The organism is Amycolatopsis sp. NPDC051903 (assembly GCF_044452505.1).
GTDB lineage: Bacteria > Actinomycetota > Actinomycetes > Mycobacteriales > Pseudonocardiaceae > Amycolatopsis.
This window is the reverse complement of the sequence record NZ_JBITBT010000013.1, coordinates 26,305-41,181: the sequence shown is the minus strand read 5'-3', so window position 1 is coordinate 41,181 and position 14,877 is coordinate 26,305. Positions and strand designations below refer to the sequence as shown.

General features: G+C 71.2%; 12 protein-coding genes. 5 read left to right on the top strand and 7 right to left on the bottom strand.

Features of this window, described 5'->3' with window-relative positions:
* Positions 1 to 18: 18 nt before the first annotated feature.
* The 4 genes from ACIA77_RS25830 to hppD all read right to left on the bottom strand — a co-directional run bounded on the left by ACIA77_RS25830 (position 19) and on the right by hppD (position 7,720).
* Entirely contained in the window at positions 19 to 5,340 is a 5,322-nt protein-coding gene (locus ACIA77_RS25830; RefSeq protein ID WP_395888541.1) for a hypothetical protein, read from the bottom strand.
* Entirely contained in the window at positions 5,340 to 5,654 is a 315-nt protein-coding gene (locus ACIA77_RS25825; protein WP_395888540.1) for a type VII secretion target, read from the bottom strand. Before ACIA77_RS25825 ends, ACIA77_RS25830 begins: the two co-directional genes overlap by 1 nt.
* A gap of 30 nt (positions 5,655 to 5,684) precedes the next feature.
* A complete protein-coding gene (locus ACIA77_RS25820) occupies positions 5,685 to 6,224 on the bottom strand; it encodes a YbaB/EbfC family nucleoid-associated protein (RefSeq protein ID WP_395888539.1) in 540 nt (179 codons plus the stop codon).
* Positions 6,225 to 6,520: 296 nt separating this feature from the next.
* Positions 6,521 to 7,720, bottom strand: coding sequence for a 4-hydroxyphenylpyruvate dioxygenase (gene hppD, locus ACIA77_RS25815; RefSeq protein WP_395888538.1), 1,200 nt, complete (start codon positions 7,718 to 7,720; stop codon positions 6,521 to 6,523).
* A gap of 121 nt (positions 7,721 to 7,841) precedes the next feature.
* Here hppD and ACIA77_RS25810 point away from each other — a divergent pair, with 121 nt between their 5' ends.
* Complete coding sequence (locus ACIA77_RS25810) at positions 7,842 to 8,306, top strand: Lrp/AsnC family transcriptional regulator (RefSeq protein WP_395888695.1); 465 nt, start codon at positions 7,842 to 7,844, stop codon at positions 8,304 to 8,306.
* On the opposite strand, the gene ACIA77_RS25805 is transcribed toward ACIA77_RS25810, so the two are convergent.
* From ACIA77_RS25805 to ACIA77_RS25795, 3 genes are all read right to left on the bottom strand, one after another.
* Positions 8,303 to 9,115: an MBL fold metallo-hydrolase gene (locus ACIA77_RS25805; RefSeq protein WP_395888537.1), complete on the bottom strand. Its 813-nt coding sequence runs from the start codon at positions 9,113 to 9,115 to the stop codon at positions 8,303 to 8,305. The two genes, ACIA77_RS25810 and ACIA77_RS25805, sit on opposite strands and share 4 nt — an antisense overlap.
* An 88-nt stretch (positions 9,116 to 9,203) precedes the next feature.
* Positions 9,204 to 9,704: a transcription elongation factor GreA gene (gene greA, locus ACIA77_RS25800; protein ID WP_395888536.1), complete on the bottom strand. Its 501-nt coding sequence runs from the start codon at positions 9,702 to 9,704 to the stop codon at positions 9,204 to 9,206.
* Positions 9,705 to 9,902: 198 nt separating this feature from the next.
* Positions 9,903 to 10,358 carry a DUF4307 domain-containing protein gene (locus ACIA77_RS25795; RefSeq protein ID WP_395888535.1) on the bottom strand — a complete coding sequence of 152 codons (456 nt, stop codon included), beginning with the start codon at positions 10,356 to 10,358 and terminating at the stop codon, positions 9,903 to 9,905.
* 157 nt (positions 10,359 to 10,515) lie between these two features.
* Here ACIA77_RS25795 and mca point away from each other — a divergent pair, with 157 nt between their 5' ends.
* The 4 genes from mca (at position 10,516) to ACIA77_RS25775 (ending at position 14,481) form a co-directional block, all read left to right on the top strand.
* Positions 10,516 to 11,430 (top strand): mycothiol conjugate amidase Mca, encoded by a 915-nt coding sequence (mca, locus tag ACIA77_RS25790; protein ID WP_395888534.1) that lies wholly within the window; start codon positions 10,516 to 10,518, stop codon positions 11,428 to 11,430.
* Positions 11,427 to 11,762, top strand: coding sequence for a hypothetical protein (locus ACIA77_RS25785; RefSeq protein ID WP_395888533.1), 336 nt, complete (start codon positions 11,427 to 11,429; stop codon positions 11,760 to 11,762). Before mca ends, ACIA77_RS25785 begins: the two co-directional genes overlap by 4 nt.
* 26 nt (positions 11,763 to 11,788) lie before the next feature.
* On the top strand, positions 11,789 to 13,786 hold the full coding sequence (locus ACIA77_RS25780) for a thioredoxin domain-containing protein (RefSeq protein WP_395888532.1): 1,998 nt from the start codon (positions 11,789 to 11,791) through the stop codon (positions 13,784 to 13,786).
* A gap of 137 nt (positions 13,787 to 13,923) precedes the next feature.
* Positions 13,924 to 14,481 (top strand): hypothetical protein, encoded by a 558-nt coding sequence (locus ACIA77_RS25775; RefSeq protein WP_395888531.1) that lies wholly within the window; start codon positions 13,924 to 13,926, stop codon positions 14,479 to 14,481.
* Positions 14,482 to 14,877: the final 396 nt, after the last annotated feature.

The window sequence follows — 14,877 nt, the reverse complement described above, 5'->3', positions numbered from 1 at the left end:
CCACGCCGTTCCCGGTGCTCACGAGCTGCCCGAGGGACCGTTGCCGAAGCTGCGCATGTGGACGCTGGTGTTGCCCGCCGGATCGGTTTCGACCCAGCGTACCTGGATGGTGTGCGGCACCCGGTTGCCATCAGCGCGCAGCGGGAAGATGTCGATCCCGCCGATCTTCCCGCCGGCTTTGAGGTGGTTGGCCAGGTCGGTTTCGAAGGCCTTCCAGTGCATTTCCGTGCCGGCCTGCCCTTTCCAGCCCTGGTTGTGCGGACGCCATTGCGTGAGCATGTTCAGCAGCTCGCCCGGTCCCTTGAACTGGTTGCCGGCGATGTGGCCGCCGTCGTACTTGCCGACGGTGGCCTGCGAGTTGGAATCTCCCTGCGCTTGTCCGTCGCGGCGCGGCAGGTCCTTGTTGTCGGCGAGTTCCGGGTCGTGGTGGTGCGCGCCCGCGGTGTCGGCGGAGCCGTCCGCGTTGCCGGTGGTCTGGTAGGTGAACTTGCCGTGGTCCACGTCGTAGGCCATGTTCGGGGCCGGGTTGTTGAGGTCCGGGTGGTGCGGCCGGTACGTCTCGACGGCCGCGATGCGCCCGTGCTCGTCGGTCCAGACCACCGTGCGCGGGTGGGTGGTGGTCTTGGTGCCGTCCTTGAAGTCGCTGCTCACCACGTACTTGTGGTTCGGCTTCAGGTCCGGCTCGCCCGCGTGCGGGTGCCCCGCTGGGTGCTTCGGCACGCTGTCGACGAACGGTTTGTCCTTCGGCAGCTTCACGTCTTCCCGCTGCGCACCGTGGAAGCGGTCCGGGTCCGAGACGCCGTGGGGCGCGTCGGCGTCCGGGTCGAGCTTCTGGTGCACGGTGACCTTCGCGTCCGACGGCAGGTGCGAGTTGCCGGGCGAGGGCAGGTCGGGGTTGGTGCGCCCGACGCGCCCCGACTCGACCTCGGCCCAGCGGACGTCGCCGTTGGCGTCGGTGTAGAACGTGCCGCGGTGGACGCCGTTCGCGTCGGTGACGTCGTACTGCCGGTGCGGCTCGTACGGGCCGCCGCTGGCGAAGGATTCGCCGCCCTTCGGCGCGTGCGGGTCGCCGGCGTCGATGCGCACCGGGTCGCCGTCGAAGTCGGGGCGGTGGTACTCGAACGACGGGTGCGGCAGGCCGTCGGCGTCGGTCGTGAACGTCTGGTGGTGTCCGTCGATCCCGACCCGGTACGTGGTGTTCGGGTGCGGGTGGGTGACGTCGGGGTTCGGGTGGTAGTCGGGATTCGGCTTGTTGCCGATGCGCGGCTGCTGGTTGGGGTGGTCGGTGTCGATGTGGCTGACCCGGCCGTTTTCGTCCGTGTGGTAAGTGCCGCGCGGGTTGCCGTTGCTGTCGTGGACGCGGTACTCGCGGTTGGGCTCCAGCTTCTGGCCGCCGGGCCACCGCTGGTCCGGCGACGGCGGGTTCGGGCCGTCGCCGTGGTGGTTCGGGCCGCCGACGTCGATCGGGTCGCCGTGGGACGTCGGCTTGAAGTCGGTGAGGTCCTGAGGGTGCGCGCGGAGGTCGGCCTGGTGCTGGGGGTCCAGCAGGTCGTGCTCCTGCTGCCGCGACGCCGGGTTGTGGTCCTTCGGGACGTCCGGGTCGGCGTCGGGCTCCGGCTCGTGGTGGTGCTGCTGGGTGTCCTGCCCGTGCGGGGTGCCGGTGCTGTCCGGGTCCACGTCCGGCGGCGGCTCGTCGCCGCGGTGGCGCGCGCTTTCGGCGTCGACGTCGTTCGGGTCGTGGTGGTGCGTCTCAGGCGCGAACCCGTCGTCGCCGACGTGGTGCGACGTGCCGTCCGGGTGGTGCACGGACCACTCGCCGTCCGGCGGGATCCGCGGGTGCATCCGGCCGTCCGGGCCGATTTCGTAGTCGGACGAGAAGACCCGCCCGTTCGCGTCGGACCACGCCGGTTTGTTCGGCGCCATGACGTCGGTGTCCAGCTCGCGCGAGAGCCGGTGGGCGAAGTCGTTCGAGCCGGCGTCGCAGCCGATCAGGCGGATCGGGCGGCCGTCGTAGTCCGCGTTGTGGCGCAACACATCCGCGAACTCCTCCGGCGTGTAGTGCCGGTCGCCGATGCGCGCGTGGCCGTCCGGCGTCACGTGCACGTCGACGGTGTAGCGCCCGTCCGGATCCGGCTGCACCCGGTGGGGGAGATCGCCCATGTCCGCGTCGCCGCGGTGGTACGAACTCCCGGACGGCGTGCTCTCCGAGTGGTGCTGGTTGACCTCGTCGGGGGACAGCGGCTCGTCGTCGTGGTGGTGCGGGGCGCCGTCCTGGTCCGGTGCGTCGTGGTGACCGTCGCCGTGGTGCTCGGACGGGTCGTGGTGCTCGGACGCGTCGTCGCGGTGCGGCGCGCCGTCTTCGGGCTCACCGTTCCGCGGCGCGTGCTCGTCCGCCTCACCGTGGTGCGGCGTGCCGTCACCGGGCTCACCGCGGTGCGGCGCGTCGCCCTCCGGAGTCCGATGTGGACTGTCCGGCCGGGTCGCCGTACCCGCCCCACCCCGCGCGGCGGGCTCAGGCACTTCCCCGGGCCGCCGGGGCCCGGGCACACCGTTCTCACCGCCGGGCCGCTGCGGCCCGCGCGCCGCCGGATCGCCGGCGTCACCAGGACGCCGGGGCCCAGGCGCATCGGCCCCCTGCGGGCTCCGCGCCGACGGGCTGCCACCCTCCCCGGGCCGCCGCGGGCCCGCCGGGTCACCCGAACCTTGCGGGGTGCGGGTGGCGGGTTCGCCGTTGCCCTGGGGCGAGCGGGTGTTGGGCTCACCGGTGCCCTGCGGCGTACGGGTGCCGGGTTCGCCTGCGCCCTGGGGCGCGCGACCGTTCGGATCGCCGGCGCCTTGAGGCGAGCGAGTGTTCGGTTCACCCGCGCCCTGCGGCGACCGAGTGCTGGGGTCGCCGGACCCTTGCGAGGTACGCGCGTTGGGATCGCCGGCGCTCTGGGCCGGGCGGGTGTTCGGATCACCATTGCCCTGGGGGCTGCGGGTGTTGGGGTCGCCGTTGCCTTGCGGCGAGCGGCCGTTGGGCTCGCCGGCGCCTTGGGGCGGGCGGTTGTTCGGGTCGCCGTTGCTCTGGGGGCTGCGGGTGTTGGGGTCGCCGTTGCCTTGGGGTGTGCGGGTTTCGGGTTCGCCGGAGCCTTGTGAGGTGCGCGGGTTGGAATCGCCGGCGCCTTGGGGCGGGCGGTTGTTCGGGTCGCTGTTGCTCTTGGGGCTGCGGGTGTTGGGGTCCCCGTTGACCTGAGGCGAGCGGGTGTTGGGCTCGCCCGCGCCTTCGGGCGAGCGGGTGCTCGGGGAGTTCGAGGGCTGCGGCGAGCGGGTGTTCGGGTCGCCGGAGCGGTTTGAGCCGGTGGGGCCGTCGCCGGGGCGGCGGGACGGGGCGTCGGTGCCGGGGCGGCCCGAGGCGGGGGTGCGGTCGGGGCGTGGGCCGGAGGCGTCCGGGGTACGGGCGCCCGGGCTGCCGGGGGTGCCGGTCCAGCCGCCGCCGCTGCCGGGGCGGGCGGGGGCGCCGCCGCTGGGGACGCCGCCCTGTGCGGCGTTCGGTGCGCCGCCGCCGGCCGGGGGCAGGCCGCCGGGCGGCGGCTGGTTCGGGGCTGCGCTGCCGGAGGGGGCGCCGCCGTCGCCGGCGCGGGCGGCAGGGGCGTTCGCGGACGGTTCGTCGACACGCGGCGGGGCGTAGCCGGAGGCCGAGGTGGAGCTGTCGCCGGAGCTGTGGGTCGAGGGGGAACCGCCGCCGGAAGTGGATGACGAGCCGCCGCCACCGGAGTGGGAGCCGCCACCGGAAGTGGACGACGAGCCGCCGCCGGAGTGGGAGCCGCCGCCGGAGGTGGACGACGCGCCGCCGCCGGACGGGGCGCCGCCGGTGTGCGGAGCCGAGCCGCCGGAGGGGGCGTCGCCGGTGTGGCTGCTGGGCGCGTCGCCGGTGTGCGACGGGGAACTGGAAGAGCCGCCGCCGGAGTGACTGGAGAAGTCGTTGCCGGACGAGCTCGAGCCGGAGCCGCCGCCGGAGTGAGCGGAAGAACCGCCGCCTGACGAGCCGCCAGCGGAATGGACCGAACTGCCTCCGGACCCGCCGCCCGAATGGACCGAGCTACCGCCGTCGGCTGAGCCGCCGCCGGAGTGTGCGGAGCCGCCGCCACCCGAGCCGCCGTCGGACGAGCGGCCACCCGAGCCGCCGTCGGAGGAGCGGCCACCCGAGCCGCCGTCGGAGGAGCCGCCGCTGGAACCGCCGCCGTCGGAATCACCGGTGTGCGCCGAGCCGTCGCCGCCCGAACCGTCGGGGGTGTCGCCGTCGGTGGAGCGGCGGCTCGAATCGCCGGATCCGTCCCGTGTGGACGGACCGTCGTCCGGGCTTGAGGAGGCGGAATCCCCGTCGCCGGAACCGGAATCCGGGTCGGAGTCACCGGAGTGGGAGCCGTCGCCACCCTCGGAGTCCCCGCCGTCGGAGCCGCCGTGGTGGCTGCCACCGCCGCCGGAGCCGCCGCCGGTGCGGTGCGCGAAGCCGCCGGCCTTGATGTTCTTGGTGCTGATCACGTCGAGGCCCGTGACCTTGCCGGCCAGCTTGCCCAGGATCTTGATGATCTTCGTGAAGACGTCGGCCAGCTTGCCGAGCAGCGGCGACACCTTGCGCATGGTGTCGCACAGCTTCGTCAGCAGGCCGCTGATCTTCTCGCCCCACTTGGAGATCGCCGTGACGGCCTGCGCGACCACCACCGGCGTGCCGAAGCCGAGGGAGAAGGCCTCCTCCATGACCCACGAGATCAGCTTGCCCACCAGGTCGGCGATGAGCTGGCGCACGGTTTCCCGCACGAACGACACGACCTGGCCCATGATCATGGTGACGGTGCCGATCGCGCTCGCCACCGTCGCCGCGCCACCGAGGGCCTCGGCCGCCTCCGCGGCGCCCTTGCGGTACGCGTCGGCCGCCTCGCCCTTCCAGTCCGCGGTGCCGGTCTTGACCGCGTTGGTGTAGTCGGCTTGCCTGTCCTGCAACGCTTTCGCGACGTTGCCCCAAGTGTCCGCATAGGACTGGATCACCGGCGGGTTGCCCGCCACCGAGTCGAGCATGTCCTTCAGCGGCTGCACGTGCTCCATGAGGAACGACGCCACCGACGACATCAGGTACCCGAACGGGTCGATCGCCGCGCTCGCTACCTCACCGGCGAGGCTCAGCACCCCGAGGCCACCGGAAACCCAGTCGCCGTCCTTGATGCCGTTGAACGCGTCCATCGCCGACTCGGCGACGCCGATGCCGGTGGCGTAGCCGTAGTCGCCGTTGCCGGCCGTGAGCGGGCCCGGACCGTCTCCGTCCTGCTTCGCCTGCGCGACGAGCGGGTTGCCGTCCGCCATCAGTTCGAACCCTGCGTGGAGTTCAGGTTGTTCTTGGCCCCGGTTTCGAGGTCTTCGTACGCCTTCGCGGCACTACGAACCTTCTCCGCCTGCGCGTCCATCGCCGTCACGGTGATCTTCAACGCGTTGAGCCCGAACTCCTCGACCGGGTCCAGCATCATCCGGAACGGCTGGCAGAGGATGCCGTACGCGTCGGTCGGCATGCTCACCTGGTTCGCCGCGTCGACGGCCTGCTGCAGCCCGTCGCTGATCCCGTCGAGCTGACGGGCGTGGCTCTCGAGGTCGCTGCCGACCTCGTACCCCTTGGGTGCCATGGTTGTTCGTCCCCCTGGTTCGGCCGCGCGTCAGGACAGAATCGATCCGCCGAAGTCGTCGTCATCGTCGCTCGGGTCGGGCCGGCGGCGACGCGGCGGAGGCGGTGGTGGCGTCTGCTGCCGCGGCGGGGGCGGCGGCGCCTCGGTGTCCTCGGGCCCGAAGTGGTGCAGACGATCGGGCTCCGGCGCGGCCGGATCCTCCGGAGGCGGCTCCGGGAACGTGCTCTTCGCGTCGGCCACGAGCTTGTCACCGGTGCCGTCGCTGCCGAGCGTTTCGGTCGCAACCTGGTGCAGCAGCTCGGGAATCCGCGACTGCGCCTTCTGCACGAGCCGCATCACCTCGGCCGAGACCTCCGCCATCCGCTTGCCGCCGGCCGACTCGGCGATCACGAGGTTCTTCAGCAGTCCCTTGGCGTCGACGGTCACTTCGACCGCGCCGTCCTTGGCCCGTTCCGTGACGGTCTGGCCCTGCATGCGGTCGGCCATCGCCTGGTAGCGCGCAGCCGTTTGCTGCAGCTGCTGCATCCAGCCGTCGATCATCCGCTGGCTGGCGTCGACGCCGTCGGACATCGGGCCCCCATTCCTCTCGAGCTGTACTTCCCCACAGTGACGGATCGAGTCCGCCTCCGGTTCCGGACCGGTCCGAATTGATCCGATCGGCCCAGTTTGCCATCCGGGTCAACCAGCCGGCGAAGGACCGGACCACCCACTGTACGTGCCCGAACAGGGGCGGAACGTAGCGAACGGCCCGTTCGCGACGGATTCGTCGCGAACGGGCCGCTCGTGCCCAGACTTGGTTGACAGCTCGACGAAAAGCGGGTTTCCTGTGTCGCCGCAACCGATCAGTGCAACCGGTCGGGCAGCTGTCAAAGGTTGCCCCGGCGCTCCTGCTCCCGCTCGATCGCCTCGAACAGCGCCTTGAAGTTGCCCTTCCCGAAGCCCAGCGAACCGTGGCGCTCGATGAGCTCGTAGAACACCGTGGGCCGGTCGCCGATCGGCTTCGTGAAGATCTGCAGCAGGTACCCGTCTTCGTCGCGGTCGACCAGAACCTTGTGCTCCTGCAACGTTTCGATCGGCACGCGCACCTCGCCGATCCGCGCGCGCAGCTCCGGGTCCTCGTAGTACGAGTCCGGCGTGTCGAGGAATTCCACGCCCGCGGCGCGCATCGCCGTGATCGTGGCGATGATGTCGTTGGTGGCCAACGCGATGTGCTGGCAGCCTGCGCCCTCGTAGAACTCGAGGTACTCGTCGATCTGCGACTTCTTCTTCGCCACAGCGGGTTCGTTGAGCGGGAACTTCACGCGGTGGTTGCCGTTCGACACGACCTTGCTCATCAGCGCCGAGTAGTCGGTCGCGATGTCGTCGCCCACGAACTCCGCCATGTTCACGAAGCCCATCACGCGGTGGTACCAGTCGACCCAGTAGTCCATCTTGCCGAGCTCGACGTTGCCCACGCAGTGGTCCACGGCCTGGAACAGCCGCTTCGGCGCACCTGCGGGGCGCTTCACGGCGCTCTCGCGCGGCTCGAACCCCGGCAGGTACACACCGGTGTAGCGGGACCGGTCGATCAGCGAGTGGCGGGTCTCGCCGTACGTCGCGATCGCGGCCATCCGCACCGTGCCGTGCTCGTCGGAGACGTCGTGCGGCTCCTCGAGCACCGTCGCGCCCTGCGCGCGGGCGTGTTCGACGCACTTGTCCACGTCCGTCGTCTCGAGCGCGAGGTCGCGCACGCCGTCGCCGTGGCGGCGATGGTGGTCGAGCAGCGGCGAGTCCGGCCGCACGCCGCCGGTGATCACGAACCGCGCGGAGCCCGACTTGAGCACGAACGCCTTGCTGTCCACCCGGCCCGTTTCGGGGCCGGCGTACGCGACGAGCTCCATGCCGAACGCGACCTGGTAGAACCACGCGGTCTGCGTCGCGTTGCCGGCGACGAACACCACCGCGTCGAGAGCCTTGACGGGGAACGGGTCGTTCGTGGCGTCGTGGTCGACGAGCCCCACGAGCTGACGGAGCTGGTCGAAGCTGACGTCGTCGAGCGCACCCTGCGGATCCATGGTGTGGGTCATGTCGGCAAGCATGGGTCCGCCGCGGCAAGATGAGCAATGGTTACCGAATTAGCTGCACAATCTGCCCAGCGCGAAGCCGTATGCTGCGGTCAACGTGGACAACCTGCGCAGGGAGGAAACGGTGCTCGACGCGCTCGACGCCCGGCTGTTGCTGCTGCTCACCGACTCGCCGCGGCTGGGCGTGCTCGAATGCGCCCGCCGCCTCGGTGTCGCGCGCGGCACCGTGCAGGCGCGCCTCGACCGGCTGACCGAGCGCGGCATCCTCGGCGGTTTCCCGCCCGAACTCGACCTCGCCGCGATGGGCTACGGGCTCACCGCGTTCGCCGTGCTCGAAATCGCCCAGGGCCGGCGCGGGAGCGTGGCCGAGGCGCTCGCGGCCATCGACGAGGTGTGCGAAGTGCACGCCACGACCGGGCAGGGTGACCTGTTCGTCCGGCTGGTGGCGCGCGACAACGACGACCTGCAGCGGGTGATCGACGACGTCGTCGGCGTCGACGGGGTCCTGCGCACCTCGACCTCGATCGCCTTGTCGACACCGGTTCCGCCGCGGGTGCGCCCGCTGCTGGAGCGCACCGCGCGCGGTTAGAACGCTTCGAGCGCGTGCGCGAGGTAGCGCTTCGCCGAGCGCTGCACGACCTCGTGCCCGTCGTGGCGCACGACCGCGTCCCACCACGCGCCGTAGATCGCGTCGAACGCGTACGGCTCGAGCAGCTCCGCCGCCCGGCGCACGACACTCGGCCGCTCCGGGATCAGGTTCGGGTAGCTGTACATGAACGCGACGTGCGTGCGGTCCGGGATCACCTGCACGATGTCCCCCGACAGCAGCGCCCCGCGGCCCTGTTCACCCGCCGGCCAGTGCAGCACGGTACCGCCGGTGAAGTGCACACCGAGGTTGATCAGCCGCAGGTCGTCGGCCACGTCGAGCGTGGTGCCCGACCACAGCCGGATCGACGGATCGGGCCGCCCGATCCACTGCTGGTCGCCCTCGTGCAGGTAGATCGGCGCGTCGAACGCGTGCGCCCACTCGACCATCGTCGAGTAGTAGTGGGGGTGGCTGATCGCGATGCCGGTGATGCCGCCGAGCTCGGTGATCCGCCGCACCACGGCGTCGTCGACGTAGGCGGCGCAGTCCCAGAGGAAGTTGCCGGAGCCGGCGCGCACGAGCAGCGCGCGCTGGCCGATCGCGAACTTCGGCGTGGACCCGATCCCGATGAGCCCCGGCCCCTGCTCCTCGATGCGAGCTTCGTACTCGCCGCTCGACCGGAGCGTCGCGAGGTCGGTCCACGCCTGACCCGTGAGCGGGACGTACTGGCGTTCGTCCTCGCAGATCGGGCAGTCGGCACGGGGTTCCGGGTACTGCATGCCGCAGGTGCGACACATCGGCAGCGTGCTCATCGTGTCCTCCCAGTGGTGTCCCGGGAGCCACGCTAGACCGGTTTCCGCGCACCCGGCCACGACGGCCGGGCACGCGCGGAAGCGGGACTCAGCTCTCGCTGTAGGGCACTGCCTTGACGAGCGTGACCTTCATGGTCTTGCCGTTGGGCAGCTCGTACTCGCGCGACTCGCCTTCCTTGGCGCCGAGCAGGGCCTTGCCCAGCGGCGACTCGGGGGAGTACACGTCGAGCGAGCCCTCGGCGCCCTCTTCGCGGGTGGCGAGCAGGAACTTCTCCTCGTCGTCGTCACCCTCGTACTTCACGGTGAGGACCTTGCCGGGACCGGCGGTGCCGTCGTCTTCCGGCGCTTCGCCGACCTTCGCACTGCGCAGCAGCTCCTGCAGGTGGCGGATGCGCGCCTCGGCCTGGCCCTGCTCTTCGCGGGCCGCGTGGTAGCCGCCGTTCTCCTTGAGGTCTCCCTCTTCGCGGCTGTCGTTGATGCGCGCAGCGATGACCGGACGATTCTCGATCATTTCGTCGAGCTCGTGCTTGAGCCTGTCGTAGGCATCCTGAGTCAGCCAGGTCACCTTGGTGTCGCTCACGGTCACCATCTCCTCGTTGGGCCTGCCAGGCTTGGGTGTACAAGCCGGCCACCGCACGAGCACACCTCGCCCGCACGGCTGAGATAAAGGAAAAACACGGCCCGCCTCGGGCCGTGCTGGTGTATCAGCGTATCACGGCACGACAGAGCGACGCCGGTCCATTCCACGCAGCGCGGACGCCCACCGCGCATTTCACCCCGTTGGCCGCTATGGGGTTGACATGTAACGTGGTATGGAGTACGAGCAGCCGTACACGTCGGCCGTCACCGGTTCCCCGATGCTCTTCACCACCGTGCTGACTCTGCTGTGGCCGGCCCCGGCGGGAACCAGCACTTCCTTGCGGCCGCTCTCGGCGCCCGATTTGTCCCGCACCCGCACGATGCACACCCCGGGCTTGTCGGGGTCGTCACGCGTGACGTTGATGGTGATCTGCATCGCGTTGCCCGGGCGGGCGTCGAACGCCACGCGCTCGGCGTCGATCGACGCCTGGCCGAGGTTGACGTAGGCGATCCACGCCACGGCGCAGCTCACGACCACGGCGACCACGCCGAAAACCCAGCGTTTCCAGCGCTTCGACCCGGTCTTGGCGGGCGAGCCGTACCGGTCCGCGGGCGGCGCCGGACGGGCGTCACCCTCGGTGGTCGCGGTCTCTCCGGTCTGCAAGTCCGGGCCTCCGGTCGTTCTTGTCGTACCCGTGGGGACAATGGGTGGGAGCCCAACCTGGGGGCACCACCGCATCGAGTATCCGCGAGCGCTTCCGGCGGCGTGGAGCCGGGGCGGGGTTCGACGGAATAAGGCACACGAAAGGGTCGTTCAGAGCATGGTGCGAGCTGACGAGCTGACGACGAGCGACCGCAACTCAAAACTGCGTCTGATGGCGGTGCACGCGCACCCGGACGACGAGTCCAGCAAAGGGGCGGCCACGCTGGCGAAGTACGTCGCGGAGGGCCACGAGGTCATGGTCGTGACGTGCACGGGCGGGGAAGCGGGCAGCATCCTCAACCCGGCCATGGAGCGGCCCGAGGTCCTGGCGAACATCACGGAGATCCGGCGCGAGGAAATGGCGCGCGCGGCGAAGATCCTGGGGGTCCAGCACCGCTGGCTCGGTTTCGTCGACTCCGGACTGCCCGAGGGGGACCCGCTGCCGCCGGTGCCGGAAGGCTCGTTCGCGGTCGTGCCGCTCGAGGAGTCCACCGAGGCGCTGGTGCGCGTGGTGCGCGAGTTCCGCCCGCACGTGCTCGTCACCTACGACGAGAACGGCGGCTACCCGCACCCGGACCACATCCGCACGCACGAGATCTCCATGGCGGCTTTCGAGGCGGCGGGCGACGCCGACCGCTTCCCCGGCGCCGGCGACCCGTGGCAGCCGCTCAAGCTCTACTACGTGCACGGCTTCTCCCGGTCGCGGATGATCGCGTTCGACACCGCCCTCAAGCAGGCCGGCCTGCCCTCGCCGTACGAGGAGTGGCTCAAGTCCTGGGACCCGGACCGACCCGACATCATGGAGCGGGTGACCACCCGGATCGAGTGCGGTGAATACTTCGAGGTGCGCGACGAAGCGCTGAAGGCGCACGCCACGCAGATCGACCCGACCAGCCGCTGGTTCGCGGTCCCGCTCGAGATCCAGCGCGAGACGTGGCCGACCGAGGAGTACGAGCTGAACCGCTCCCTGGTGGACAGCACGCTGCCGGAGGATGATCTGTTCGCCGGCATCAAGGAGAAGGTGAGCCCATGAGTTTCGGTGTGCCGGCCGTCGCGGTGGCCCCGCTGACGGCGTCGGCCCTGTTCCTGGCCCAGCAGCCCGACAGCGGTGACAACGGCGGTCAGGGTGAGGACTTCGGCAAGTCCTCGCCCGTCGGCTTCCTGGTGCTGATCCTGTTCCTGATCGCGGTGGCGTTCCTCGTCCGGTCGATGAGCAAGCACCTGAAGAAGGTGCCGGCCAGCTTCGGTGACGAAGAGGCCACTGCGGACGAAGCGGGTGAGAAGCCCGAGGCGGACACCGCTGCCGCACCGGCCGAGGAGAAGGTGACCCAGCCGGCCGATCCGGCCAAGGCCAAGTCCGACTGACGCGGGCGCCGTGCCACCCTGGTGGCATGGCGAACCGATTGGCGGACGCGACCAGCCCGTACCTCCTGCAGCACGCGGGCAACCCCGTTGACTGGTGGCAGTGGGGGCCCGAAGCGCTGGCCGAGGCGCGGCGCCGCGACGTGCCGATCCTGCTGTCGGTCGGCTACGCGGCGTGTCACTGGTGCCACGTGATGGCCCACGAGTCCTTCGAGGACGAGGGCACCGCGGTGCTGATGAACGCGCACTTCGTGAACATCAAGGTCGACCGCGAGGAGCGGCCGGACATCGACGCGGTCTACATGGCCGCCACCCAGGCCATGACCGGCCAGGGCGGCTGGCCGATGACCTGCTTCCTCACCCCCGACGGCGAGCCGTTCCACTGCGGCACCTACTACCCGCCCTCCCCGCGGCCGGGGATCCCGTCGTTCCAGCAGCTGCTCGCCGCCGTCGCCGAGGCGTGGACCGAGCGGCCGGACGACCTGCGCGACGGAGCGAAGCGGCTGATCGGGCACCTCACCGAGCAGAGCGGCCCGCTGCAGGCGTCCGTCGTCGACGCCGGCGCCCTGGCCGCCGCGGCCGAGAAGCTCGCCTTCGAAGCGGACCCGGAGCACGGCGGGTTCGGGACGGCGCCGAAGTTCCCGCCGTCGATGGTGCTGGAGTTCCTGCTGCGCCACCACGAGCGCACCGGCTCGGCCGACGCGCTGTCGCTCGCCGAGTCGACGGCCGTGGCCATGGCGCGCGGCGGCATCCACGACCAGCTCGCCGGCGGCTTCGCGCGGTACTCCGTGGACGCGCGGTGGATCGTGCCGCACTTCGAAAAGATGTTGTACGACAACGCTTTGCTGCTGCGCGTCTACGCGCACCTGGCGCGGCGCGGGTCTTCGTTCGCGCTCGGCATCGCCGAGGGGATCGTGCGGTTCCTCGAGACGGACCTGCGCACGCCGCAAGGCGGGTTCGCGGCCGCGCTCGACGCGGACACCGACGGCGTCGAGGGCCTCACGTACGTCTGGACGCCCGCGCAGCTGCGCGAAGTGCTGGGCGACGCCGACGGGGAGTGGGCGGCCTCGCTGTTCTCCGTCACGGAGTCCGGGACGTTCGAGAAGGGCTCGTCGACGCTGCAGTTGCTCGGGGATCCGGACGACGCCGAGCGGTTCGAGCGCGTTCGTTCGGCGTTGCTGGCCGCCCGGTCGACGCGACCGCAGCCCGCGCGGGACGACAAGGTGGTGACCGCGTGGAACGGGCTCGCGATCACCGCGCTCGCCGAGGCCGGCGTCGCGCTGGAGCGTCCACAGTGGATCGAGCTGGCGCGGGCCGCGGCTTCGCTGCTGCTCGACGTCCACCTCGTCGACGGGCGGTTGCGGCGCAGTTCCCGCGCCGGCGTCGTCGGCGTGCCGGCCGGCGTGCTGGAGGACTACGGGTGCCTGGCCGACGGGCTCCTCGCGCTCCACCAGGCGACGGGCGAGCCGCGGTGGCTGACGGCGGCGACCGAACTGCTGGACGTGGCGCTGGCGCACTTCTCGGCTTCCGCCGAAGGCGCCTACCACGACACCGCGGACGACGCGGAAGCGCTGGTGCAGCGGCCTGGCGACCCGACGGACAACGCGAGCCCGGCGGGTGCGTCGGCGTTGGCCGGGGCGTTGCTGACGGCTTCGGCGCTGGCCGGCTACGACCAGGCCGCGCGGTACCGCTCGGCGGCGGACGCGGCGCTGAACCGCGCGGGCCTGCTGGCTTCGCGCGCGCCGCGGTTCGCCGGGCACTGGCTGTCGGTGGCGGAAGCGGCGCAGTCGGGGCCGGTGCAGGTGGCGGTCGTCGGTCCGGATCGGGCGGCGCTGGTGACGGCCGCGGCCCGGCACGTGCACGGCGGTGGCGTGGTGCTGGGCGGCTCTCCGGACGCTGAGGGTGTGCCGCTGCTGGCGGATCGGCCGCTCGTCGACGGGGCCGCCGCCGCGTACGTCTGCCGGGGTTACGTGTGCGACCGGCCGGTGACGGGGGCCGCCGAGCTGGTGGAGCAGCTCGGCCGCTGAGTTCCGCTGAGTCCCGCTGAGTTCCGCCCCTGGTGAACACGGGTTTCCCCCGGTTGTTTTCGGCGTAGCTTGAGTAGCGATGTAATCATGTAATCGCGGAGGCGAGAGACATGTACGCGCACTTCGAGGTGGGACACATGGGACGAGGTTGGAAGGGCCGCGGCGGCTGGCAGCAGGGCGAGGCGCCGTCGGCGGAGGACGCGCCCGCCTGGTTCGCCGGGCGCCTCCCGGACGACTGGTTCACGGGCGGCCCGGAGGTCGCCGTTGACCGCGACGAGATCGTCATCGTGGGCGACCTGCCCCCGCTGACCGGCGACTACGCCGACGACGCCGCCCGCGCGGCCGCCGAGGACGGACGCATCAGCCGGTTCCGCGAGGACACCCGCGACGAGCGCATCGAGATCGCCCGGCAGGCCGAGCACCGCTACCAGCGCAAGGTCGCGTGGGGCGCCAAACTGGGCGGCACAAAAGTGCTGTTCACGACGCTTTCCGCGCCGGTCATGACCCGCCTGCGCCAGCCCGAACGGCTGGTCCTGGACACCCTCGTGGACGCCGGCGTGGCCCGCTCGCGCTCCGAGGCGCTCTCCTGGGCCGTCCGGCTGGTCGGCCAACACGCCGACACGTGGCTCGGCGAACTCCGCGAAGCCATGTCCAAGGTCGACGACCTGCGCTCGAAGGGCCCCGACCTGGGCTGAGTGAGGGGGACTCTCGTGTTGGGTCGCGATGGGTCCCTTCGTGCAGCTGTGCGTGAGGGGACCGTTCGTGCACCAGCGCGACTGGTTCCTTTCGCGCGCGTGCGCGCGAGGGGACCGTTCGTGCTCCGAGCGAGAGTCCTTCCCGTATCGCCGACGCGGCGTGAGGGGACCGTTCGTGCACCGGCGCGAGAGTCGCTCATGGCGTCGTAGGTGGGTTCTGTCGGCGGGTTTGCGTCGGCCAGTGGTGTGAAGGGACCTCTGGTGTTGGGTCGCGCGGGGTCCCTTCGTGCATGTGCGTGAGGGGACCGTTCGTGCTCCGAGCGAGAGTCCTTCCCGTATCGCCGACGCGGCGTGAGGGGACCGTTCGTGCACCGGCGCGAGAGTCGCTCATGGCGT